Origin of the sequence: Streptomyces laurentii, from assembly GCF_040635425.1 — a bacterium.
GTDB classification, from domain to species: domain Bacteria; phylum Actinomycetota; class Actinomycetes; order Streptomycetales; family Streptomycetaceae; genus Streptomyces; species Streptomyces laurentii.
Genome location: NZ_JBEYHT010000005.1, coordinates 16,705 through 39,076 on the forward strand (window position 1 = coordinate 16,705; position 22,372 = coordinate 39,076).

20 protein-coding genes are annotated in these 22,372 nt (G+C 74.3%); 9 read left to right on the plus strand and 11 right to left on the minus strand.

Features of this window, described 5'->3' with window-relative positions:
• Positions 1–88: 88 nt before the first annotated feature.
• The gene (locus ABZ693_RS04645) at positions 89–1,111 is read right to left on the minus strand and encodes a LysR family transcriptional regulator (protein ID WP_359873324.1); all 1,023 of its coding nucleotides are present in this window, start codon (positions 1,109–1,111) and stop codon (positions 89–91) included.
• 126 nt (positions 1,112–1,237) lie between these two features.
• Positions 1,238–1,402, minus strand: a complete 165-nt coding sequence (gene rpmG, locus ABZ693_RS04650) for a 50S ribosomal protein L33 (RefSeq protein ID WP_359873326.1) — start codon at positions 1,400–1,402, stop codon at positions 1,238–1,240.
• Positions 1,403–1,597: 195 nt separating this feature from the next.
• Between rpmG and ABZ693_RS04655 the strand changes: the two genes are divergently transcribed.
• Complete coding sequence (locus ABZ693_RS04655; protein WP_359873328.1) at positions 1,598–1,786, plus strand: hypothetical protein; 189 nt, start codon at positions 1,598–1,600, stop codon at positions 1,784–1,786.
• Between the two features lie 40 nt (positions 1,787–1,826).
• On the opposite strand, the gene ABZ693_RS04660 is transcribed toward ABZ693_RS04655, so the two are convergent.
• Together ABZ693_RS04660 and ABZ693_RS04665 are read right to left on the minus strand one after the other, a co-directional pair.
• Positions 1,827–2,861, minus strand: coding sequence for a CU044_5270 family protein (locus tag ABZ693_RS04660; RefSeq protein WP_359873330.1), 1,035 nt, complete (start codon positions 2,859–2,861; stop codon positions 1,827–1,829).
• Positions 2,862–2,863: 2 nt separating this feature from the next.
• Complete coding sequence (locus ABZ693_RS04665; RefSeq protein ID WP_359873332.1) at positions 2,864–3,634, minus strand: RNA polymerase sigma factor; 771 nt, start codon at positions 3,632–3,634, stop codon at positions 2,864–2,866.
• Between the two features lie 132 nt (positions 3,635–3,766).
• Here ABZ693_RS04665 and ABZ693_RS04670 point away from each other — a divergent pair, with 132 nt between their 5' ends.
• Positions 3,767–5,422: a serine protease gene (locus tag ABZ693_RS04670; protein ID WP_359873334.1), complete on the plus strand. Its 1,656-nt coding sequence runs from the start codon at positions 3,767–3,769 to the stop codon at positions 5,420–5,422.
• An 81-nt stretch (positions 5,423–5,503) separates the two neighbouring features.
• Here the strand turns inward: ABZ693_RS04670 and ABZ693_RS04675 are convergent, their stop codons facing one another.
• Both ABZ693_RS04675 and ABZ693_RS04680 read right to left on the minus strand, forming a co-directional pair.
• Entirely contained in the window at positions 5,504–6,403 is a 900-nt protein-coding gene (locus ABZ693_RS04675) for a sigma-70 family RNA polymerase sigma factor (protein WP_359873336.1), read from the minus strand.
• Positions 6,404–6,481: 78 nt separating this feature from the next.
• Positions 6,482–6,919, minus strand: a complete 438-nt coding sequence (locus ABZ693_RS04680; protein WP_359873338.1) for a nuclear transport factor 2 family protein — start codon at positions 6,917–6,919, stop codon at positions 6,482–6,484.
• 173 nt (positions 6,920–7,092) lie between these two features.
• Between ABZ693_RS04680 and ABZ693_RS04685 the strand changes: the two genes are divergently transcribed.
• From ABZ693_RS04685 to ABZ693_RS04700, 4 genes are all read left to right on the plus strand, one after another.
• Positions 7,093–8,043: an AurF N-oxygenase family protein gene (locus ABZ693_RS04685; protein ID WP_359873340.1), complete on the plus strand. Its 951-nt coding sequence runs from the start codon at positions 7,093–7,095 to the stop codon at positions 8,041–8,043.
• A gap of 138 nt (positions 8,044–8,181) precedes the next feature.
• Entirely contained in the window at positions 8,182–9,840 is a 1,659-nt protein-coding gene (locus tag ABZ693_RS04690; RefSeq protein ID WP_359873342.1) for an FAD-dependent oxidoreductase, read from the plus strand.
• A gap of 229 nt (positions 9,841–10,069) precedes the next feature.
• On the plus strand, positions 10,070–11,002 hold the full coding sequence (locus ABZ693_RS04695) for a universal stress protein (protein ID WP_359873344.1): 933 nt from the start codon (positions 10,070–10,072) through the stop codon (positions 11,000–11,002).
• Between the two features lie 161 nt (positions 11,003–11,163).
• Complete coding sequence (locus ABZ693_RS04700; RefSeq protein ID WP_359873346.1) at positions 11,164–11,556, plus strand: STAS domain-containing protein; 393 nt, start codon at positions 11,164–11,166, stop codon at positions 11,554–11,556.
• 132 nt (positions 11,557–11,688) lie between these two features.
• On the opposite strand, the gene ABZ693_RS04705 is transcribed toward ABZ693_RS04700, so the two are convergent.
• The 4 genes from ABZ693_RS04705 to ABZ693_RS04720 form a co-directional block, all read right to left on the minus strand.
• Positions 11,689–12,414, minus strand: coding sequence for a GNAT family N-acetyltransferase (locus ABZ693_RS04705; protein ID WP_359873348.1), 726 nt, complete (start codon positions 12,412–12,414; stop codon positions 11,689–11,691).
• A gap of 265 nt (positions 12,415–12,679) precedes the next feature.
• Positions 12,680–13,390, minus strand: coding sequence for a ribonuclease H family protein (locus tag ABZ693_RS04710; protein ID WP_359873350.1), 711 nt, complete (start codon positions 13,388–13,390; stop codon positions 12,680–12,682).
• A 69-nt stretch (positions 13,391–13,459) separates the two neighbouring features.
• Entirely contained in the window at positions 13,460–14,434 is a 975-nt protein-coding gene (locus ABZ693_RS04715) for a PfkB family carbohydrate kinase (protein WP_359873352.1), read from the minus strand.
• A 100-nt stretch (positions 14,435–14,534) separates the two neighbouring features.
• A complete protein-coding gene (locus tag ABZ693_RS04720; RefSeq protein WP_359873354.1) occupies positions 14,535–14,876 on the minus strand; it encodes a GNAT family N-acetyltransferase in 342 nt (113 codons plus the stop codon).
• Positions 14,877–15,496: 620 nt separating this feature from the next.
• Here ABZ693_RS04720 and ABZ693_RS04725 point away from each other — a divergent pair.
• The 3 genes from ABZ693_RS04725 (at position 15,497) to ABZ693_RS04735 (ending at position 21,484) form a co-directional block, all read left to right on the plus strand.
• Positions 15,497–17,917: a SpoIIE family protein phosphatase gene (locus tag ABZ693_RS04725; RefSeq protein ID WP_359873356.1), complete on the plus strand. Its 2,421-nt coding sequence runs from the start codon at positions 15,497–15,499 to the stop codon at positions 17,915–17,917.
• 115 nt (positions 17,918–18,032) lie between these two features.
• A complete protein-coding gene (locus ABZ693_RS04730) occupies positions 18,033–20,486 on the plus strand; it encodes an ADP-ribosyltransferase domain-containing protein (RefSeq protein ID WP_359873359.1) in 2,454 nt (817 codons plus the stop codon).
• Between the two features lie 227 nt (positions 20,487–20,713).
• A complete protein-coding gene (locus tag ABZ693_RS04735; protein ID WP_359873361.1) occupies positions 20,714–21,484 on the plus strand; it encodes a DUF4232 domain-containing protein in 771 nt (256 codons plus the stop codon).
• Between the two features lie 74 nt (positions 21,485–21,558).
• Here the strand turns inward: ABZ693_RS04735 and ABZ693_RS04740 are convergent, their stop codons facing one another.
• Entirely contained in the window at positions 21,559–22,251 is a 693-nt protein-coding gene (locus ABZ693_RS04740) for a restriction endonuclease (RefSeq protein ID WP_359873363.1), read from the minus strand.
• Positions 22,252–22,372 lie beyond the last annotated feature (121 nt).

Genomic DNA, 22,372 nt, shown 5'->3' on the forward strand with positions numbered 1-22,372 from the left:
GCTCTCCTCGGTTTCGGTGGGGGAACTGCCGAAACCGTAGAAACGCCGGGGCTCCCAGGGGAGTTGTCAGTCGGCCCCTGCCTTCGCGTTATGACCCGGCGGGCGGCCGGACCGGCCGGAGCCCGGGAGCGAGGGCGGCCGAAGCGGCGTTCGAAGCGGCCGCCGGAGTAGCCGCCGGAATGGCCGCCGACGTGGCGGGGGTACGGGCGGCGCTGCGGGCCAGGGCCTCGGCGTGGGCCGTCCGGGCGTGCGCGAGGGCGTCGGGGGCACGGCTCGCGGCGCGGCCCTCCGGATGCCAGCCGAGCAGATGGCGCCAGATCAGCGGGGTGCCCGCGAGCGGGCGGGTGACCAGGCCGGGGGTGGCGGGGAAGGTGGCCCGGCACAGACCGACGGCCCGGCCCACCTGCACCAGATGGACGCAGGAGGTGGTGTCCGTCTCGTACACGCAGCCGGGCAGGAAGCCGGCCCGGACGCAGGCGGCGGCGAAACAGTCGCCGAAACAGCCGTCGCCGGGGACGTCGGTCCACGCCTCGCCGGAGAGTTCGGCGAGGGCGATCTCGGACCGGGAGGCGAGCGGATGGCCTTCGGCGAGCATCACGTAGACCGGGTCGCGGGCGACCTCGGTCCAGGCGAGCCGCCCCGCCTCGGGCGGGCTGCTGTCGCCGCACACCCCGACCAGGGCGAAGTCCAGTCGGCCGGCCACGACCCCGCCCGCGATCTCGCGTTCCGACCAGGAGGTGTAGGTGGTGACCGGGGCGCCGGGGCCGGAGCGGGCGAGCCGGTCGACGAGACCGCCGAGGAGCGGCCCGTGAGTGCCGCCGAGGCGGTGGCCGAGCGCGCCCTCTCGGGCGAACCGCACGGCCTCCTCCTGGAGTTCGCTGACGGCGGGCAGCACGACACGGGCCCGGTCCAGGATGAGGTCGCCGAGCGCGGTGGCCCGTACGCCGTCACGGCCGCGCTCGAACAGCATCCCGCCCAGGGCCCGTTCGATGCGCTTGAGCTGGGCGCTGAGGGCGGGCTGGGCGAGCCCCAGGGCGGTGGCGGCCCGGGTGAGGCTGCCGGCGTCCGCGATGGCCCGGATCGTTTTGAGGTGCCTCAGCTCCAGATTCATGCAGCGAGCTTGCCGCCCCGCTCCTGTCAGGTCCAGACCAGTGCAACGATCGAATGGGCCGGCGGTTCCGGCGAACGCGCCTCAGGCCCCGCCCCTTCGGTCGGGGCGGGGCCTGAGGCGTACGGGTCAGCGCTGCTCGCGGAACGCGACGTGGGCGCCGGCGACCGGGTCGAACTTGCGCAGGACGAGACGGTCGGGGTCGTTCCGGCGGTTCTTGCGCGTCACATAGGTGACGCCGGTGCCCGCCGTCGACCGGAGGGTGATCACGGGGCGCTGGGTACTACGGGGCATGGGGACTCCTTCCGGCCGCCGGACGCCGAGGCTCTTCGCCTCGGCCCGGTCGGTCTCGCCCCCTGCAACAGCGGCACCCGCTCACGCATTCCCGCACGTCCCTGCCGTTCCGCACGCCTTTCGGACACGTTGGCGGGCCGCCTCACCACCCCTCCCAGGAGGCCCGCCGAGGCGCTCGTGCGCACCGATTCAGCCATGCGGCGTCCAGCCGATATGGTGCCGGGCGAGACCCGGGATGTCCGTGATTCCGTACGGGGAGGTTCCGTCCACCTGGGTCTGGTCATCGTGAAGGGCCTCTCGCCGGAGGACTCGCCCGACACATACCTGGCCCTCGACGTGGCGGTGTGGCGGCACGGCGCGCCGTCGGGTCCGGGCGGCGGCTGACCGGCCCGCACGACCCGCGCCCCGCCCGTCCCGCCGCCGTTCAGCCGGCCGGGCGGATTCCCGGCCGGCCGGCCGCCGCCTTGGTGAGGACGGCGGTCGTGCCGAGCACCGTGCCGGCCGGGCCCGCGGAGGTGGCGCGGGTGAGGACCGTGCGTTCGCCGAGGAAGGCGGAGGTGCCGCGGTCGAAGATCCACTGGGTCTGCTCGCCCTCGGCCGTACGGGCCACGGCGACGCCCTCGCGTCCGGCCGCGTCGGTCGCGGCCGGCAGCACGGTGGTGCCCGGGATCCGGGCCGCCGCCTCGTACAGCGCGGCGGTCACCCGCGGCGGCGCCCAGGTCTCGGCGAGCAGCGTGCCGATGGCGGTGAACGCCCGCTGATGCGGGTCGGTGCCGGCGTCGGCGGGCCGCGTCTGGTCGTAGACGAGACGGAGCAGGGCCTCGGGGTCGGTGGGCAGCGCGGCCACGAAGGTGTGCGTCGGGTCGGTGACCGAGGGCTCCGGCCGGCCGAGGACGCCGGGGCGGGGGGTGGCGCCCCGGTGGTCGATCGTCTCGACCGGGCCGCTCACGCCGAGCGCCGTGTCGGGTGAGCCCTCCTCGCGCAGCAGACCCTCGCGCGTGCCGTCGGCGGACAGCCACACCTGCCTGCGGTGGGCCGGTGCCGTGGTGGCGGGGCCGCCGCCGGCCGAGCGTCCGGCGTGGGCCACCACGCTCTCGATGTAGACGAACTGGTCGGGGCGGACGGTGGCCTGGGGGGTCTCGGAGGCGGCGAGCGCGGCCCGGCCGAGCACCTGGGAGGCGCTGGACGCGGTGACGGCCGCGTCCCGGCGCGGGGCGGGCTGCGGGGCCGACTCGACGTTGACCACGGCGAGGGTGAGGGCGGCGGTGAGCGCGGCACCGGTCGCGACGGGCAGTACGAACCGGCGGGAGCGGCCGTGGTGCGGCCGGGCCTCGGCGGCGTTCAGGACGCGGTGCTTCAGCGTCTGGTGACGCAGCGGCGACAGGTCGGGGACGGCCGGGGGCGGCAGCAGGCGCGCGAGGTCGTCGCGGAGGCGGGCGTCGTCGGCGGGGGTCGTCATGATCAGCACTCCGGGGAGGGACGGTGGGACACGAGAAGGGGGGCGGGGGTGGCGGCGGAGCCGTGGTCCCCTGGGACTGGACCGCCGGCGCGGTCGGCGGCTTCGGCATCGGCGAACATGGCAGAGCCGGCTACGTCGGCGAAGGTGGCAGGGCCGGCGGCGTCGGTACGAGGGGCCGGACCGGCGCCCGCCGCCGAGGTTGCGGTGGCGGCCCCGGCACGGGCCCGGGCACGGCGGCCCGCGCGCAGTTCCTCGTCGGCGAGGGCCCGCAGCCGGTCCCGGGCGCGGGAGAGGCGGGAGCGGACCGTGCCGACGGGGATGCCGAGCGCTTCGGCCGCCGCCGCGTAGTCGAGGCCGGCCCACACCACCAGGGAGAAGACCTCCCGGTCGCGGCGGCGCAGCCGGGTCAGGGCGACGCGCGCGGCGCGCAGTTGTTCGGCGTCGGCGAGGCGGGCCACCACGTCCTCGGAGAAGTCGGGCAGGACGCCGCGGTCGGCGAGTCTGGCGTGCGCGGCGTCGCGGCGGCGGGCCTGGCGGGCGGTGCCGCGCAGCACGTTGGTGACGATGCCGAGGAGCCAGGGGCGCAGACTTCCGCCGTCGGCGTGCAGCCGGCCCCGGCCACGCCAGGCCTCCAGGAAGGCCGAGGACACGACGTCCTCGGCCGTGGCCGGATCGCCGCACACCCGCAGGGCGTACCGGTAGAGCACGCCCGCGTGCTCGTCGTACGCCTCGCCGAGTGCCGCGAGATCCCCGGCACGGAAACGATCTCTCATAACTGATTCCACACTGGGTACTGGGCGCGGGTTCGTCGGGGTTCCCGTGACGCCCGCCACACCGGCGGGCGCTCCTTCCGGACTGTGGCGCAGGTCACGGGAACGCGGCGCCCGCTCGTTCCAGTGCAGGTCATGAACGATTCCTCGAACTCCCCCGCCCCGGCGACCTCCACCACCACGCGGCGGCGCGTGCTGCGCGGACTCGCCGTCACCACGGCCGCGACCGCCGCCCTCTGCATCCCGGCGGCCGCCTCCGCCACTCCCGCCACTCCCGGCGCGCGTCGCCCGAAGGCGGGTGCCACGTCCGCGACGTACACGCTGACGCTGGTCCACCGCAGCCGTACGGGCGCGCCGACCTCCTCTTTCCGCACCCAGCTCACCGCGCTGTCCGGACCTGACGCCGGGACGAGTCTGCTGGCCCCGGAGGCCGCCTCCGGCACCGTCACCGTCCAGGTGCCGGCAGGCCGTTACCTGCTGGACAGCACCATCTCCACCAAGGAGACGGACGACACCGAACACCGGGGCATCGACTGGCTGGTGCAGCCCCGCCTGGACGTGGACCGCGACGCGACGATCGTGCTCGACGCCCGCACCACCCACCCGGTGGACATCCGGCCGCCGGTCGCGGACGCCGAGTTCGAGACCTGCGGGGCGTTCATCGAGGTCACGTACGAGGGGACGACGGGGTTCGCGAACCTGGTGTCCTACACGCCGGACACGCGGCTCGCGCACCTGGGCCCGGCCACCGAGTCCGGCGCGGTCCGGACCTGGGTCGACGCGTACTGGAACCGGACGGTCGGGACCTGCATCCTCGGCTACACCTTCCGGACCGACCGGGCGCTGGACGGTCTGGTCCGGCATCCGGCGCCCGGGGACCTCACCACCCTGGTCGTGCGGGCGGCGCCGGGCGAGCCGGGAGCGGGCGCGGCGACCCTGGACGTCTCCCCGTCGTCCGGCCCCTCCCCCTCGATCGCCCGGGCGCTGACGCCGCCCGACAGCCTGACGTACCTGGTCACGCCCGAACGCGGGCCCTTCGACCTCGTGTACGCCTCCTCGGCCGAGCCCGAGAAGACCCCGAACATCTACTACGCGCTCGGGGTCGGGCTCACGGCCGGCACCACCAAGGTGGTCACCTTCGACACCCCGGTCTTCGGGCCCGCCCTGGACTCCTCGCCCGGCGCCCGGTCCGCCGCGCAGCGCACCGGCAACGCCCTCGACGTGACGGTGCCGCTGCTCGCCGACGGCGACGGCCACCGGCCGTCCGCCCCGCTGTTCACCGCCGCCACCACGACGCTGTACCGCGACGGCGCGCTCGTCGGCACCCGGCGCGGCACGCCCGGGCAGGGCTCGTTCACGCTCCCGTCGGGGCGCGCCACCTATCTGCTGACGGCGACCGCCACGCGGCCGCGCGGAAGTGTCACGGCGGCCTGGACGTTCACGTCCGCCAAGACGACCACGGCCACCGAACTGCCGCTCAGCGCCGTCCGGTTCAGCCCGGAGCTCGGGATCGACGGCACGGCTCCGGCGCGTACCGCGAGCACGGTGGGGGTGACGGTGCTCGGCGCGGCCGAGCGGTCGGGGGTGCGGTCGCTGGTGGTGTCGGTGTCAACTGACCAAGGGGCTTCCTGGACGGCGGTGCCGGTGACCGGCGGGCGGATCGCGTTCACGACGCCCGGGGACGGCGGGGCGGTGTCGCTCCGGGCGGAGCTGACCGACACGTTCGGCAACACCGTCACGCAGACGCACATCGACGCGTACGGGACGAGGGCCGCGGCCAAGGCCTCCTGACCGGCCCCAAGCCCGCCCCGATCAGGGCCGCCCGGCGTGCGCGCCGGGCGGCCCTGGTCAGGGTGACTCGCTCCTGGCGGCTCACTCGGGGACGCCGACCTCCAGCGCGGCCAGCCGCTCCGGCGCGGCGACGACCTCGATGGCGGCGATCAGACCGTCCGTCATCTCGAAGGCCAGCACCAGCCGGAGCCGGCCCGCCGGAGCCATCACGAGGCCCATCGCGCCGTCGAGGAGCGCCAGCCCGGTGAAGCTGGCCCGGCCCATCGCGGCCAGGGCGCCCTCGGCGACGGCCCGGCCGCCGGCCACGACGATCGGCTCGGGGGTCGGCACGACCCACCGGTCGGCGTGCAGCACGACGTCGGGGTGGAGGAGGGAGACCAGCGCCTCGAAGTCGCCGCCCCGGGTGGCGGCCAGGAAGGCCGTCACCACCTGGCGCCGCCGCGGCGCGTCCGTCCCGGCGGCCCCGGTCCCCGGCCCGGGAGCGCCACCCCGCACCCGGCGGCGGGCGCGGCTGGCGAGCTGCCGTACGGCGGCCGGGGTGCGCTCCAGCATCGGGGCGATGTCCTCGAAGGGGACGGCGAACAGGTCGTGCAGGACGAAGGCGAGGCGTTCGGCGGGGCCCAGGGTGTCGAGGACGACGAGCAGGGCGACGCCGACGGAGTCGGCCGTCATCGCCTCTTCCTCGGGGTCGGTCCCCGAGGACCCGTCATCGGCGCCGGGTTCGGTCGGCCGGTCGTCGAGGGAGTCCTCGCGGCGGCGGTCACGGGACCGCAGCATGTTGAGGCAGACCCTCGACACGATGGTGGTGAGCCAGCCACCGGGGTTCTCGACGCCCGCGAGACCGGCGGCTTCGGCCCGCAGCCACGCCTCCTGGAGGGCGTCGTCGGCCTCGGCGAGCGAGCCGAGCATGCGGTAGGCGACCGCCCGCAGACGCGGCCGGTCCTGTTCGAACCGCCGGATCAGCAGCTCACCGTCGTCCATCGCCCGCGCTCCCCCGTCAGCCCCGACCCCGACCCCGACCTCAATGACTCGCCGACTCCCCTGCGGAGCAGGGCGAGTTCAGCCCTCCGGAACCGGGGTGCCCTGGTGGTAGTACATCCGCCAGGCGCCGTTCTCGTCCTGGCGCCAGAGGGAACTGCGGCGCGCCCGCCGCCCCTCGAAGACGGTCTCGTACGTCAGATGGACGAGGCCGGGTGCGAGCAGGACGCCGCGCATCGCGGACGCCTCGATGCGCGGACCGTCCGGCTGGGCGTCGTCGAACCCGGGAAGCTCGGCCAGCATCTCCTCGTACGTCCAGCGCCGCCCCGAGGAGCCGACCTCGGTGAACTCGGGATCGAACAGCTTCCGGGCCTCGGTCCCGCTGGACCGCACGGCGGGCTCCAGGAGGCGGAGTTCACCGGCGATGGCGGCCTCGACCGCGAGGACTTCGGCGTCGCCCGCGCGGTGCGCGCCGTCCGCGCCGTCCGGGGTGTCTGCAGTGTCTGCGGTGTCGATCATGAGCGCATTCTCTCCGCCCCCGGACATCCGCGGCAATCGTTTTCGGCACCGACGGGTAGGCGCGGGGCCGGTCTTGTTGTACCTTCCGTCAAAAGGCTTACTAGACAATGCGTCTAACAAGCCCGCCAGCCCCTCGACCGTCCCCGCCCCCCGAGGTCTTCAAGGAGCCGACCATGGCCAGCAGCACCGTCCGCCCGGCGGACCAGGACCGGGACCGGGACCGGGAGCAGCACCCGGACCAGGACCGGCGGCCCGAGCGCGACGCGGCTCGCCGGCTGCTCGACTCCTCGGCCCGACTCTCCTACGACCCCGCCACCGAGGTCGACTGGGACACCCCGCTCGATCAGGACTTCCACGGCATGAGCCCCGAGTGGTGCAGCCTCTACGGCACCGGCTACTGGCAGGAGATGACGGAGGCACAGCGCAAGGAGCTGACCCGGCAGGAGGCCGCCTCCGTGGCCAGCACGGGCATCTGGTTCGAGATGATCCTCCAACAGATGGTGCTGCGCGACATGTACGCCAAGGACCCGACCGATCCGCGGTTCCAGTGGGCGCTGACGGAGATCGCCGACGAGTGCCGGCACTCGATCATGTTCGGCCGGGCCGCCGCGAAGCTCGGCGCGCCCGCCTACCGCCCGCCGCGCCCCGTCCTCGAACTCGGCCGCCTTTTCAAGACCGTCGCGGTCGGCGAAGCCGCGTACGCCTCGATCCTCGTCGCCGAGGAGGTCCTGGACGTGATGCAGCGCGACTGGATGCGCGACGAGCGGGTGGTCCCCTTCATCCGGACCATCAACAACATCCATGTCGTGGAGGAATCACGGCACATGAAGTTCGCCCGCGAGGAGACCCGCGCCCGGCTGCGCGCGGCCGGTCCGCTGCGCCGCCGCGTCCAGGCGCTGGTGGTCTCGATCGCCTCGTACTTCATCGTCACCAGCATGATCCACCGCGACGTGTACGCGAACGCCGGACTCGACGTCGAGCGCGCCCTCGCGGAGGCGAAGGCCAACGAGCACCACAAGTCACTGATGCGGTCGAGCTGCGCGGGCCTGATGGAGTTCCTGTCCTCGGCGGGGCTGCTGACCCGGCCCGCCGTCGCCGTCTTCCGGCGCGCCCACCTCATCTGACCCGGCCGCCGCGGGCCCCGTCACAGGTCCCGCCGACCGGTCCACCGGACCGCCGCCCCAGGGACCCGGACCCGGCCCAGCCCGTCCGCCCGTCCGTCCGTCCGTCCGCCCCACCGAGCCCCGCGAGCTGACGACGCCATGACCTACGCCATCACCCAGACGTGCTGCAACGACGCCACCTGCGTCGCCGTCTGCCCCGTCAACTGCATCCATCCCACGCCCGACGAGCCCGACTTCGGCCGGACCGAGATGCTCTACGTCGACCCGGCGGCCTGCATCGACTGCGGCGCCTGCGCCGACGCCTGCCCGGTCGACGCGATCCTGCCCGCGGACGCCCTGGCCGCCGCCGGGCTGGAGCGGTACGCGGAGATCAACGCGGCCTTCTACGAGCGGGGCGCGCCCCGCACCGCTCCCGAGGACGGGCCCGTCTTCCACGCCTGGGGCGCGCCGTCGTTCGCGCGGACGCTCCCCGCCGACTTCGCGCCGATCCGGGTCGCTGTCGTCGGCACCGGCCCGGCCGGGATGTACGCCGCGGAGGACCTGCTCCTTCACACCGGCGCCGAGGTGACCCTGATCGACCGGCTGCCGGTGGCCGGCGGCCTCGTCCGCTACGGCGTGGCGCCCGACCACCCGGCGACCAAGCGGATCGGCGACACCTTCGCCCGCTTCCACACCCACCCGCGGGTCCGCATGTACCTCGGTGTCGACATCGGTACGGACGTCACGGCGGAGGAACTGGCCGCGCATCACGACGCCGTCGTGTACGCGGTCGGCGCGGCCGGCGACCGGCGGCTCGGCATCCCCGGCGAGGAGCTGCCCGGCAGCGTCCCGGCGGGCTCCTTCGTCGCCTGGTACAACGCGCACCCCGAGGTCGCGCCGGACGCGGTCGGCCTGTCCGGCACCGCGCGGGTCGTGGTGGTCGGCACCGGGAACGTCGCGCTCGACGCCGCCCGCGTCCTCGTCGCGGACCCGGACGCGCTCGCCTCGACGGACATCGCCGACCACGCGCTGGCGGCGCTGCGGGACTCCGCCGTACGCGAGGTGGTGCTGCTCGCCCGGCGCGGCCCCGAGGACCTCGCCTGCACCGCGTCCGAACTGCTCGCCCTGGGGCGGCTGCCGGGCGTGCGTCTGGTCGTGGACGACCACGATCCGCGGATCCGGGCGGCGATCGAGGCGGCCTCACCGGCGGACAAGGCGGCGCTGCTGCGGGACGCGGAGCACGAGCGGGTGGACTGGGGCGCGGCGCCGGGCGCTCGGGCGGGCGCGGGCGAGCGGCGGATCGTGTTCCGCTTCCATTCCGCGCCCGAGGAGATCCTGGACGCCGCGGTACGGGTGACGGGCGCGGCCGGTCCGGTCGCCGTGCCGGCCGGTCTCGTCCTGCGGGCGGTCGGCTATCGCGGGGTGCCGGTGGCCGGTCTGCCGTTCGACGAGGCGACGGGCACCGTCCCGCACCTGGGCGGCCGGGTCGAAGGGATGCCCGGCGGCTACGTCGCCGGCTGGATCAAGCGCGGCCCCTCGGGCGGCATCGGCGCCAACCGCACCTGCGCGGCCGAGACGGTGGGCTCGCTCCTGGCCGACGCGGTCGACGGCACGCTGCCGGCCCCGACGGGTACGGCCCGGGCCTTCGACCGGCTGGTCCGCGGCCGGGTCCGGCACGTGGTCGACGCGCGCGGTCTCGCGGCCATCGAGCGGGCCGAGCGGGCGCGCGGCAAGGAGTCCGGCCGCCCGCGCGTGAAGCTCGGCACCGTACCGGAGCTGGTCGCGGCGGCCCGGGCGCGGCGCCGGCTGCTGCGCTGACGGCCCGGCGCGGGGCGGCTCGGGGCCGAGCCCGCACAACGGTCCGTATGGCCGCGCGTATGGCAGTACGTACGGCAGTACGTACGGACGACGGCGCGGCGGTACGGGGCCGGGCCCCGCGCCCCGGTCGGTCGGCTACGGCGGCCGGGTGCGGCGCGCTCGTCGACTCGGCGGCCCATTCGGCGTGGCATCCGGTTTCGGCCGATACCTCCCGATATGAGTGCGAAGCATGAGTCAGAAGTCAGCTGTTGTGGTGGGGGTCGACGGTTCCGAGCACAGCCTGCGCGCCCTGGAGTGGGCGCTGCGGGTCGCGCGCAGCCTGTCCGCCCCGCTCACCGTCGCCCATGTCCGTTCCGAGGCCCTCCAGCTCGGCAGCGCCCGGATCTCCTCGCTCGGTCCGGCGCCCGACCTGCCGGACACCGTCGTGAACTCCCTGGCCGCGCAGATCGGACCGCGCGCCGAAGGCCTCGACATCGGATACGCCTCGCTGGAGGGCTCCATCGTCGACGCCCTGGTCGGGGCGGCGGCGCGGGCCCGGCTGCTGGTGGTCGGCTCGCGGGGCCGGGGCGGCTTCAAGAGCCTGCTGCTCGGGTCGAACAGCCGCGCGCTGGCCGCCGCGTCGCCCTGCCCGCTGATCGTCGTCCCGCACGAGGCCCGGATCGCGACGCTGGACGGCAGTTCCCGGGCCGGCCGGGTCCTGCTGGGGCTGCACCCGGAGGAGACCGGGGACGAGGTCGTCGAGTTCGCGTTCCGGGCGGCACGGCAGCGCGGGGTGCCGTTGCAGGTGGTGACCTCCTACCCGGTGCCGCCCAATCCGGTGCTGCTGCTCGCCCCTCCCTCGCCCAAGTTCGACGTACCGCCGACGTCCCCGGACGAGACGCCGGAGCTCGTCGAGGAGACCCGGCAGCGCCAGGCGGAGCGGCTGCTGCCGTTCAGCAAGCGGCATCCGGAGGTCGAGGTGCAGCCGGTCGTCTCGCCGGTCGACGCGGCCGGCCGGCTGGTCGACGACTCGCAGGAGGCGGGCCTGGTGGTGGTGGGCCGGCATCGCAGGCACCGGGTCGCGAGACTGCTCGTGGGCTCGGTCGCGAACGCCGTCCTCCAGCACGCCGCCTGCCCCGTCGCGATCGTGCCCCCGCCGCCCGCGCCGGCCCCGACGGACTGACCCGCGGAACCGGCCTTCGGGGCCCGTACCGCAGGCGAACGCATGGACGCATACACGGCGGATTTCACCACTTCGGGTGATGCGCGGGTGGAGAAACGTGTCTGCCTCCGGAGAGGCCGCGAACCTCGACGCGACGGGGGGCTGATCCAGTGGAGCGTTCCATGACTCTGATCCGACGCGGCGATCCGCACCTGGCGGTGCGGTCGAGTGAGGGCTCGACCACCGTCGTGCTGTACGGCGAACTCGACCTGGTGCTGGCGCAGCGCGTCCGGCCCGAACTCGACGTGCTGGCCCGCGAGGAGCCGGCCCTCACCGTCGACGTGCGCCGTCTCGCGTTCTGCGACGCCTCGGGGCTCGGTCTGCTGGTGCGCTGCGCCCGGCGGGTCCGGGCCCGCGGGGCGGCCTGGGCGCTGCTGTGCGACCAGCCGGCGCTGCTCCGGCTGATCCGGCTGTCGGCACTCGACGAGATCCTGCGGCCGTCCGGGACGAGGGGCGCGGGCGCGCCGCCGCGTCCGCGCGGCCCCTTGCCGGACGGCGGCCGGCTGCCGGCCTGACCCGGCCGGGCCCGGTGCCGTACCCGCGTCTCCCGCCCGGTGAGGCCGGACGGGAGACGCAGGGCGGGAGGTGCCTGACGGGAGACGCGGGACGGGTACGGCGCGAGGCCGGGGCCCTGCTCCCGTCCTCCGTCACGCGGGGAGGAGTTCCCCCGCGCCGCCGTGTTCGCGGGTCTCGCCCGGATACGCCGACGGCAGGACGGACGGGGGCCGTACGCCCGCCATCCGCAGCTCGATCATGCCCCGGACGGCCGACCACTCCTCGTCGAGCACGGAGTAGAACGCGGTGTCGCGGACCACTCCGTCCAGGCCGCGCGAGTGGGCCCGGCGCACCCCCTCGCAGGTGGCGCCGAGCCGCTCGATCGCGACCCGGGAGCGGGCGTTGCGGGCATCGGCGCGCATCGAGATCCTGCGCACGCCCCAGGTCTCGAAGGCGTGGCGCAGCATGAGGTACTTGGCCTCGGTGTTGACACCGGTGCCGCGCGCCTCGCTGGAGATCCAGGTGTTGCCGATCTCGACGGCGTCGGGCACCGCGGTCAGCGGATCCCCGTCCGGTACGCCGGTGACCGGGGGCCAGACCAGGGGTCCGCGCCAATAGTCGAGTTCGAGGAAGCGGGTCGCCCCGAGCACCCGCCCGTTGAGCGGATTCACCAGGGCGAAGGGCAGCACCCGGCCCGCCGCCTGTTCGGCGAGGGCACGGGCGATGTAGTCGCAGGAAGCATCAAGGCCGTGGGGCACGGAGGTGTAGGCATAGGCCGCACGATCCAGTGCGCCCGCCCAGGCGATGCCCTCGGCGTGGCGCATGGCCAGCGGTTCCAGGCGCACGGTGCGCCCGGCAAGGACTACAGGTACTGGCACGGAACCTCGGGTCTTTCACGGGCAGGGGTCATCGCACGCCGGATCACGGCGACGATGAAAGGGAAGGCCCGCGTGCCCGGTGCCGCTTCCCCTCGCCAGAAAGGCGAAATAGCCAGGGAATCGGTCCGTCACCGGAGCGGGGAGGAACAGTATGCAGCCCCGAGCGCCCGGAGAACAGAACCCCACACGAACCCGCCCACACGGCTGGATGAATGTCCGGTTCGCCCCGGTCCCCCGCCCGGCTCCGAAGAGCCTCGGAAAGACCCTACGAAACGGCGTCCACGCAGGTGGGGTGGCCCCAGCCGGTGGAGTTCTTCGTGATCGTCGCGCCCTTCTCGTACGCCTGTCCGCAGCGGCATTTCCCGGGGAAACGGGCCTTGAGCGTGGGCGCCGACGCGCCGGAGCCCGCACCGCGCGGGCGGGCCGCGCCGGAGCCACCGGCGCGCTTGGGGGCGCGCTTGGCGGTGGCGGGCCGCGCCGAGCCGGGTTCGGGCGGCGGGAGCGGGGAGCCGGCGGCGGATCCGGCGGGCTCCTGACTGCGGGCGGTGTGGCTGGCGGCGCGGTCGGCGGCGTCGTTGAGGGGGTCGCCGTCGACCTGGTGGGCGGGGGTGTAGACGAACTCGACACTGCGGTCGGCGAGCAGTTCGTCGATCCGTACGACCAGTTCCTTGTTGGCCACCGGGGTGCCGGCCGAGGTCTTCCAGCCCTTGCGGCGCCAGCCGGGAAGCCAGGTGGTGACGGCCTTCATCGCGTACTGCGAGTCCATCCGGACCTCGGCGGGCACGGCGGGGTCGAGGTACTCCAGGAGTCTGAGGAGCGCGGTCAGCTCCGCCACGTTGTTGGTCGCGGTGCCGAGCGGGCCGGCCTCCCAGTGGGCCACGCCGCCGTTCTCGTCGCCGATGACCCAGGCCCAGGCGGCGGGCCCGGGGTTGCCCTTGGACGCGCCGTCGCACGCCGCGGTGATCTTTACTGTCATCCCTCGATCCTGGCATGCCTCGCGGGCCCGCCGAACCGCCCGGCTCCGGGGTCCGCCCTGGCCACGGCCTCAGGCCCCGTCCTCGGCCGCGGCCTCGTCTCCGGCTGCCGCCAGGAGGGCGGCGCGGCCGATGGCGTCGGCCCGGGTGGCGGGCACGGTGCAGGCGTACGCGCCGGCCACCGCGCCGTACCGGGCGCAGCGGTCGACGGGTTCGCCGGCGAGCCAGGCGTAGAGGAAGGCGGCGGCGAAGGCGTCGCCGGCGCCGTTGCTGTCGACGACGGGCGCGGGCGGGACGGCGGTGGGGACGTGGACCGGTTCCGCGCCGGATCCGGCGAGGTACCACGCGCCGGCGGCTCCGTCGGTGACGACGACCACGCGGGCGCGGCCGCGCGCGGCGATGTCGCGGAGCGTGGCGCCGGGGTCGTCGAGGGCGGTGGCCGACAGGAAGACGAGGTCGGCCTCGTAGGCGAAGGGCTGGTGGTAGGCGTCCCGGCCGTCCCAGTTGTGCAGGTCGGTGGAGACGGTGAGGCCGGCGTCGCGGAGCAGCGGCAGGGCATGGGCACATGGCTGGGTGAGCGAGACGTGGGCGTGCCGGCTGCGGGCGGCTAGGGCCTTGACGGTGGCCGGGGGCAGCCGGTCGTCGTCGTGGCCGCGGGTGGCGTCGTAGAGGGAGAGCCGGCGCCCCTCGGGGTCGACGAGGTTGACGGCCCGCTTGGTGCCGGCGGGCTGGGGCACCTCGGTGAGCGGGATGCCCTGGTCGCGGTGGAAGGCGCGGACCAGGTCGCCCTCGGGGTCGGCGCCGACCATGTCGAGGTGGTGGGTGCGCAGGCCGAGGCGGTGCAGGCCGAGCGCGACGAAGTCTCCGCTCTGCCCGGCCCGGGTCCGGATGCCGGGGCGGATCATATGGCTGTCCGCGAAGGGCACGGGCAGCTCGGGGACGTACACGATGGTGTCGACCCCGGCGCCGCCGAGGACGAGGACGTCGATGTCCCGATCGGTGCCGGTGCCGGGGCCGTTGCCGAAGTCGCTGCCGTGGTCGCTCATGCGGGCAGTCAAGCAACGACGACCGACCGCTCGCAAGAGTTTTCAGATTTTTCCGCAAACACCTGCAAGCAGCGGCCGTGTGGCGGGAGGGCGGGCGGGTTCAGCGCTTCAGCTGCCCGTCCAGCCACTCCATGACCTCGGGCGTCACCGGGTCGGTGATGTCCGCGAACTCCTCGTGCTTCTTCAGGAACTTCGCCACGTACGGGCAGACCGGGACGATCCGCATCCCGGCGGCGCGCACGTCGTTCAGGGCGTATTCGACGAGAACGGAGGCGAGGCCGCGGCCCGCGTACGCGTCGCCGATCTCGGTGTGGAAGAAGACGCGCCGGTCGCCCTGGTCGCGGTAGGCGGTCAGCCCGGCGCGCTGGCCGTCGACGGCGATCTCGTAGCGGTGCCGGTCGTCGACGCGGTGGACGACGGGGGTGGTGTCCTGCTCGGTCATGGCGGTCCTTTCTGGTCCTCGGGGCCGTACGGGTACGGGGAACCGGGGGGGGAGAGCGGAAGCGAAACGGAAAGCGGAAGCGGAATACGAAAACCGGATACGGGACGAAGAGTGCCGGATACGAAAGCGGAGTGGTGGCGGCGCGCGATCGGGGCGGGGCTCGGGCGGGAGGGACGGGGCTGGACAGGGATGAACGGTCGTGGGGCAGCGGTCCTGGTCAGGGCCGGTGTGCGGGTCGTTCCGAATATAGTCGGCCCGCCCGCACGGCAGTTGTCTCCGGGCGCACACGTCCGGCCGGTCAGCGACCTGCGCCGACGCGAGCCCCTCGACTCGCGCGCGGGCGCGTCACGGGGAAGGATCGCGACCATGAGCACAGGTGCGCCGCGCGTACCCCGACCGCCCGGGCACGGGCCCGGCCCCCGCCCGGAGGCGGGGTGGCCGAGGCTCCCCCGGGTCTCCCTCGGCGGAGGTCCACCGGGCGGGCGACGGCCGTCCCGGGTGAGGGACCGGACCCGCGACCGGCGCGATGAAACGGAACCTCCGACCCGCGCCCGGGTCCGCCCCGGGCCGAGGCCGCCGGCCCCGGCCGACGCCGCCGGCGGCCCCACCCAGGAGCTGCCATGACCTCTGACGGCACCACCCCTCCGGAGTCGCCCGCCGGCCCGTCCGGCCTGCCGCGGGTCGTCACGGCCGCGGCCGACCGGGAGGGCACGCTGACCACGTGGAGCGCGGGTGCGCGGTGGCTGCTCGGCTACCGGTCCGAGGACGTCGTGGGCCGTCCGGCCACCGATCTGCTCGCCGAGGACGCCGCCGCGTTCCGCGCGCGTCTCTCCGGGCAGCAGCGCTGGACCGGCCCGGTCGTCCTGCGGCGTCAGGACGGCAGCCTGGTGGCGGGCGAGCTGCTCGCGCACCGCCGGGTGTCGCCGATCGGCACGGACTGGCTCCTGGTGTGGCGCCCCGCCCACAAGGAACTCCCGTCGCGCGCCGACTTCCCGCTCTCCTGGTGCTTCGAGCAGGCGCCGAGCATCCTCGGGGTCTTCGACCTCGACCAGCGTTACGTGTGGTCGAACCTCGGAGAGGAACGCGCCCTCGCCCTCACCGGCGACCAGCTGTACGGGCTGCGCCTCCCGGAGGCGGTGCCGCACCCCGACAGCGAACGGATCGAGGAGGCCCAGCGGCGGGTGGCGCGGACCGGCCGGCCGGAGTATCTGGAGGCGTACGTCCGGGTCGCCGGCGAGGAGCGGGAACACTCGTGGACGGCTCACCTCGCCCCGCTGCACGACCCGGCCGGGAAGCTGATCGGAGTGGGCTTCGCGGCGCAGGACACCACCGAGCAGTGGGAGGCCCGACAGCGGCTGACGCTCCTCAACGAGGCGGGCACCCGGATCGGCACCAGTCTCGACGTGTCGCTCACCGCGCAGCAACTGGCCGACCTGGCCGTGCCCCGGTTCGCCGACTACACCTGCGTCGACCTGCTGACCAGCATCGACGGCGGCAGCGAGCCACCGACGGCGCCGGTCACCGGCCCGGCCACCGTGCGCCGTGCCGCCCAGCGGTCCATCCTGCGGGGCGCACCCGAGTCCGCCGCCGTCCCGGGCGCGGCGCTGACCCTTCCCGCCGACGGGCCCGCCGCCGACTGGCTGGCGGCGCCGGGCCCCGTCCTGTACCAGCGGGACGACCCCGGCCTCGTACGGTGGGCGGAGCAGGACCCGGACCAGGGCGCGCGGCTGCGCGACCTGGGCGCCCACTCGGTGCTCGCGGTGCCGCTGCGGGCCCGCGGGGCCACCCTGGGTTCGGTCCTGTTCGTCCGTCACCGGCGCCCGGACCCGTTCGTCCACGACGACCTGCTGCTCGCGCAGGAACTCGCCGCCCGTACCGCCGTCTGCGTCGACAACGCCCGGCTCTACACCCACGAACGCACCACCGCCGTGACCCTGCAGGAAAGCCTGATGCCGCAGCGGCTTGCGGAGCAGACGGCGATCGAGGCCGCGGCCCGCTATCTGCCCGCCAGCGCGCAGGCCGGGATCGGCGGCGACTGGTTCGACGTCATCCCCCTCTCGGGCGCCCGGGTCGCGCTGGTCATCGGGGACGTCGTCGGGCACGGCGTCCATGCCTCCGCGACCATGGGGCGGCTGCGGACCGCCGTCCGCACCCTGGCCGACATCGACCTGCCGCCCGACGAACTCCTCACCCACCTCGACGATCTCGTCCTGCGGCTGACGGCGGAGTCCGGCGACTCCGGCACGCAGGGGGACATCGGCGCCACCTGTCTGTACGCCGTGTACGACCCGGTCACGCGGCGCTGCGTGTGCGCCCGCGCCGGCCATCTCCCGCCGATGCTGCGCCGGCCGGACGGCCGTGTGCACTTCCTGGACCTGCCCGAAGGGCCGCCCCTCGGCCTCGGCGGTCTGCCGTTCGAGGCCACGGAGGTCGAACTGCCCGAGGGCACCACACTCGCCCTGTACACCGACGGGCTGATCGAACGCCGCGACCGCGATCCCGGCGAGCGGCTCGACATGCTGCGCGCGACGCTCGCGCGGCCCGCGGAGTCCCTTCAGGATGCCTGCGACACCGTCATGAACGCGATGCTCACGGACCATCACGACGACGACATCGCCCTGCTCCTGGCCCGGACCCGGGTGCTGCCGGCCGACCGCGTCGCGGTCTGGGACGTACCGGACGAGCCGTCGAGTGTCGCGCAGGCCCGCAAGGACGCGTCCGCCCAGCTGGCCGCGTGGGGGCTCGACGACCTCGTCTTCATCACCGAACTCGTCGTCAGCGAACTGGTCACCAACGCGATCCGCTACGGGGAGGCCCCGATCCGCATGCGGCTGATCCACGACCGCGCGCTCATCTGCGAGGTCCAGGACAGCAGCAGCACCGCGCCGCACCTCAAGCGGGCCCGGACCTACGACGAAGGGGGACGCGGGCTGCTCCTCGTCGCCCAGCTCACCCAGCGCTGGGGGACCCGGTACAACCGGAACGGCAAGACCATCTGGGCGGAGCAGGATCTGCCGGGCGGGGACGGGCTCGGGGTGTAGTCGCGGGGCACACGGCGCAGGGGCCGGCGGGACGGTCGGCTGCGCGACCGGGCGCTGTCAGTGGGGCGCTATAGCTTCGGAGTTGTTCGAGAAGCTGTGCGAGAGGGGTGGACTCGTGGGTGTCCAGCATGCCTTGAGAGTCGTTCTGGTCGATGTCAACGACGCGGTGGTGGGGGCCTGGCGGTCCGCGTTCGCGGACACACCGGGGGTCGAGATCCGGCGGGGTTCGCTCCTGGACGTGGACGTCGACGCGTGGGTGTCCCCCACCAACGCGCGCGGCCGGATGGACGGCGGGGTCGACGCGATCGTCAAGCGGCACCTCGGTGCCGGGATCCAGGTACGGGTGCAGCGCGCGATCCGGAACCGGTTCGGCGGGAGCCTGCCGGTGGGCAGCGCGGTGTGCGTCCCGTCCGGCGCGGCCGTCCCCCGATTCCTGATCTCGACGCCGACAATGCGTCAGTCGTCGCAGAACGTCAGCGAGACCATGAACGTGGCCCTGGCGTGCGCGGCCGCGTTCCAGGCGGTGCATCTGCAGAACCGCGCGAAGCCCGGCAGCATCCGGTCGGTGGCGCTGGTGGGGATGGGCGCGCAGACCGGGCGGGTGCCGGCGCAGGTGTGCGCCAACCTGATGTGGACGGGCTACACCCTGTTCCAGGACCACGGGTTCACGGACTACGACGAGTTGCGGGCCGCGGTGCTGGCCCAGCTGGCCGACATCGAGGCCGCGGGGTCCGCGCGACGGGTGCGGATCGACATCCGGAGCCGCCTCCCTTTCGTCCCTGAGCACGAGGACCCCGCCCCTGCCGCGGCGCCTGCTGATTCCTCCATTCCTTCTGCTCCTTCTGTTCCTTCTGTTCCCTCCGCTTCTTCTGTCTCTTCCGACACCACTCCTGGAGGTTCCACCCCCGTGAACGACGCGCAGGCTCCGGCCGCCGGCGAGCCGGCCGCCTCGGCCGACGACCCGCTGAAGCTCGCCGAGCTGTTCACCGGCGGCGGGGAGCCGTGGCTGCCGTTGCTGCGTCCGGTGATCGAGGCCCGGCCGGGTGCCGCCGACTTCATCGGTCCGCAGCGCAGCTCCGAGGTGGTCCCGGTGCGCGAGCTGACCTTCCAGGCGCTGAAGCCGCATCCGCCGCACAAGTGGAAGGTGGTCGTCTTCGGCCAGAACCCGTATCCGCGGGCGGAGAGCGCGACCGGCATCGCGATGTTCGACAACACCTTCCACGACTGGCAGGACAGCCAGTTCGGCCGGGTGGTGAGCATCCGCTGCCTCATCAAGGCGGCGGCCATGTGGAAGTACGGCATCGTCAAGAAGACGCCGATCGCCGATGTCCGGGCCCTGCTGAAGAAGGAGGACACGGTCCAGCCGCCGGAGTGGTTCCAGGCGATGCTGACGCAGGGCGTGCTGCTGCTGAACTCCTCCCTCACCGCGAGCGCCGACGGGTCGGTGCCGACCGACCGGCACACCGCGTTCTGGCGGCCCGTGGCCGAGCAGATCGTCGAGGAGATCCTGCGGGCGAAGCAGGACGCCGACGAGGAGGACCGCGGTGTGGTGTTCGCCTGGTGGGGCGCGCACGCCCGGAGCCTGAAGCGGGTCGTGCAGCGTCTGGAGAAGAAGTACCCGAGTGTCGCGGTACGGCACCTGGACCACGCGAATCCGGCGGCGCAGGGGGACATCTTCTGCGAGGGCGACCACTTCGCCCAGGTGAACGACGCGCTGGCGGCCGTGGGCACCGAGCCGGTGGACTGGCTGCCGCGGAAGGGCTGGAACCAGCAGGCGGCTGGGGCCACAGGCGCCGCGGGCGGGGAGGTCGCGGAGCGGATGGGGGCGTTCATCGCGTCGACGATGGAGCTGCACCAGCTGTATCTGGAGCGCCTCACCAGCGTCAAGGACGAGGGTCTCGTCCTGCCGCCGGTCACCGGGGTGTTCGACACGCCGTTGATGGACTTCCGCAAGGCTGTCGATCCCGTCTCGCAGGTCCTCACCCAGCTCGGGCCCTACATCGAGCGGTCGAGCCGCTTCGGTGAGACCAAGGCGGCGGCGGAGGCGACAGCGGACGGCGCGACGGCCGGGGCTGCGGCGGGCCTGTCCGCCGACGCGATCTCGGCGTTGTACCTGTACACCTGCGAGTCGGCGTTCTACCGCGAGATCAACGCCGTGCTGCGCTCCCCCGACCGGGAGCGGCTGGTGCCGTATCTGCCGTATCTGCGCCTGCTGTTCTCGGCGGTGTCGGCGCTGCCGGCGCGGACGCAGCCGCTGTGGCGGGGTGTCGCGCTGGACCTGCGGTCCCAGTACCCGCTCGGCCGGACCGTGACGTGGTGGGGTGTGTCGTCGTGCACCTCCGAGCCGAGCGTGGCGCGGGCGTTCCTCGGAAGCCGGGGCAAGCGGACCCTGTTCGAGGTCACGCCGGCGCGGGCGGTGGGCATCCGGCGGTTCTCCGCGTTCACGGGTGAGGAGGAGTACATCCTCGCGCCCGGCACGCAGTTGGAGGTGACGGAGGTGAAGGCCGAGCGGGGCGGGCTGTGCACCGTGCGGCTGACCGAGCTGGAAGGCCAGGGACTGGTGTCGTAACGGGGTGGCCGAGGGCCCCCGCCGGCCGCACCAGAGCGGTTTCCAGGGGCCCTCGGCTGTACCGGGGGACGGGGCCGCTCCGGTGGCCTGTCCGGCGGACGTATCGCCTCCCTGTCCGCGGTCGGTAACAGAACGCTGCGGCGCGGAGCCCGTCACCGCGTCCCGCCGCACACTCGACGTGGCATCGAAGCAGAGGGCCGCGTGCGGCCGACCACGGGGGAACCACCATGCATGCCTTTTCTCGCAAGAACCACCCGTCCCTCACCGGCTCCAGGCGCCGGAAGTCCTGTGTCCTCGGAGCCGCGGCGGTCGCCGCGCTGCTCGCGACCACGGCGTGCGATCCGTCCGGGACGGACGGGGCGGACGGCACCACGCCCGCGGACCCGCCGAGCGCCACGGGTTCGGCGAAGCCCGGGGAGCCGACGACCGCGCCGGCACCGAAGCCGACTCCGACCTCGAAGCCAGCACCGAAGCCGACTCCGAGTGGCGGCTCGGACGACGGCAACGGCGGGAACGGCGGCGGAGGCGGAAACGGGGGTGGCGGCAGCACGATCGCCGTGTGCACCACTGCGGACTTGTCCTTCTCCTCCACGAACGAGGACGAGAAGGGCAAGGAGGTCCGGCACCTTCTCCTCGCCGCCAAGAACGTCAGCCACAAGAAGTGCAGCCTCTACCGTTACCCCGACGTGCGCTTCGCCACCGACGCGGGCTCGGTCGCCGTCATCAAGGACAGCGACCTGAAGGAGCCCGCCACCCTCGCTCCGGGCGAGGTGGCGTACGCCGCGCTGCTCGCCGGCGGCGGCCACATGGACACGTACGGCGCGAAGAGCATCCCCGTACGTCTCCAGGGCAGCACGTCCGACAGCGCGCTGGGGCGGACGGTCACCGTCGCTCTGCCCGCCGGCGTGAAGGTGGTGGACATCGACAACGGTGCCCTCGTCACCCACTGGATCCCGACCGCGTCCGGCCTGGCGCTGCGCTTCATCATGTCGCGCTGAGCACGGCACCACGTCCCGCCGGAATCCCGCCGGGGCCCGCACGCGAAAGCGGGTACCCCGGTGGCAACACCCGGTCAGGAACGCGCGGTCGGACGGCGCGGGGGCGGAACGGTCCGCAGTACCTCCCAGAGCGGGCGCTCGCCGGACGCCCACGCGCCGAGCGTGTGCCGGTCGACCACGTACAGCCGCTGCTGCCGGGCGAAGGCCACGGCCGGGGCGGTGACCCGGCCGTTCGTCACCAGCACGGCGACGTCGGCGCCGTGGACCGGTCGCGCGGTGCCGTTCAGGACCTGGAAGTCCGGCGTGCCGACCGCCGCCCCGTCGAGCCCCTTCCGGCGGTGCTTGCACTGGATCACCCAGCGCCGCCCGAAGGGGTCGGTGGCCTTCACGTCCGCGCCGAGGTCGCCGCCGCCGCCCACCCGGACCGCGTCCGTGCAGCCGTCCCGGTACATCAGGTCCCGTACCGCGTCCTCGAACCGGGTGTGGTGCAGGCCGTCCAGCTGGGACAGCGCGTACCGCAGCGCGCGGGCCCGCTCCGTCTCCTCCCGGGCCCGCTGCCGCCGCCACTGGAGCCACGCCCAGCCGGCCGGCACCGCGAGCACGACGAGAACCACCGGGACCCACCAGTGGACCAGCATCCATCGGACGACCGCCGTCACGAGCGCGAACCCCGCCACCGCCGCGACACCCAGCCCGACCAGCCGCTCCGGCCCGCGCCGCGGGGCCGGCCGCCGGGACCGACGCCGTACGGGCGACCGCCCGCTCACCGCCGCTCCCCCGCGACGGCCGCGCTCGCCACAGCCCCGTTCATGGTCGTCACCTGTCCTGAGCCCCCTGCCCTGCCCGACCGGCGTACCGGCACCACCCCGGGACTTTCCCGTCCCGGCC

What these genes read in the sequence shown, in the direction of transcription:
- ABZ693_RS04645 (WP_359873324.1), bottom strand. Translation starts at nt 1,111, where the DNA reads ATGAATCTGGAGCTGAGGCACCTCAAAACGATCCGGGCCATCGCGGAC.
- rpmG (WP_359873326.1), bottom strand. Translation starts at nt 1,402, where the DNA reads ATGCCCCGTAGTACCCAGCGCCCCGTGATCACCCTCCGGTCGACGGCG.
- ABZ693_RS04655 (WP_359873328.1), top strand. Translation starts at nt 1,598, where the DNA reads ATGCGGCGTCCAGCCGATATGGTGCCGGGCGAGACCCGGGATGTCCGT.
- ABZ693_RS04660 (WP_359873330.1), bottom strand. Translation starts at nt 2,861, where the DNA reads ATGACGACCCCCGCCGACGACGCCCGCCTCCGCGACGACCTCGCGCGC.
- ABZ693_RS04665 (WP_359873332.1), bottom strand. Translation starts at nt 3,634, where the DNA reads ATGAGAGATCGTTTCCGTGCCGGGGATCTCGCGGCACTCGGCGAGGCG.
- ABZ693_RS04670 (WP_359873334.1), top strand. Translation starts at nt 3,767, where the DNA reads ATGAACGATTCCTCGAACTCCCCCGCCCCGGCGACCTCCACCACCACG.
- ABZ693_RS04675 (WP_359873336.1), bottom strand. Translation starts at nt 6,403, where the DNA reads ATGGACGACGGTGAGCTGCTGATCCGGCGGTTCGAACAGGACCGGCCG.
- ABZ693_RS04680 (WP_359873338.1), bottom strand. Translation starts at nt 6,919, where the DNA reads ATGATCGACACCGCAGACACTGCAGACACCCCGGACGGCGCGGACGGC.
- ABZ693_RS04685 (WP_359873340.1), top strand. Translation starts at nt 7,093, where the DNA reads ATGGCCAGCAGCACCGTCCGCCCGGCGGACCAGGACCGGGACCGGGAC.
- ABZ693_RS04690 (WP_359873342.1), top strand. Translation starts at nt 8,182, where the DNA reads ATGACCTACGCCATCACCCAGACGTGCTGCAACGACGCCACCTGCGTC.
- ABZ693_RS04695 (WP_359873344.1), top strand. Translation starts at nt 10,070, where the DNA reads ATGAGTCAGAAGTCAGCTGTTGTGGTGGGGGTCGACGGTTCCGAGCAC.
- ABZ693_RS04700 (WP_359873346.1), top strand. Translation starts at nt 11,164, where the DNA reads ATGACTCTGATCCGACGCGGCGATCCGCACCTGGCGGTGCGGTCGAGT.
- ABZ693_RS04710 (WP_359873350.1), bottom strand. Translation starts at nt 13,390, where the DNA reads ATGACAGTAAAGATCACCGCGGCGTGCGACGGCGCGTCCAAGGGCAAC.
- ABZ693_RS04715 (WP_359873352.1), bottom strand. Translation starts at nt 14,434, where the DNA reads ATGAGCGACCACGGCAGCGACTTCGGCAACGGCCCCGGCACCGGCACC.
- ABZ693_RS04720 (WP_359873354.1), bottom strand. Translation starts at nt 14,876, where the DNA reads ATGACCGAGCAGGACACCACCCCCGTCGTCCACCGCGTCGACGACCGG.
- ABZ693_RS04725 (WP_359873356.1), top strand. Translation starts at nt 15,497, where the DNA reads ATGACCTCTGACGGCACCACCCCTCCGGAGTCGCCCGCCGGCCCGTCC.
- ABZ693_RS04735 (WP_359873361.1), top strand. Translation starts at nt 20,714, where the DNA reads ATGCATGCCTTTTCTCGCAAGAACCACCCGTCCCTCACCGGCTCCAGG.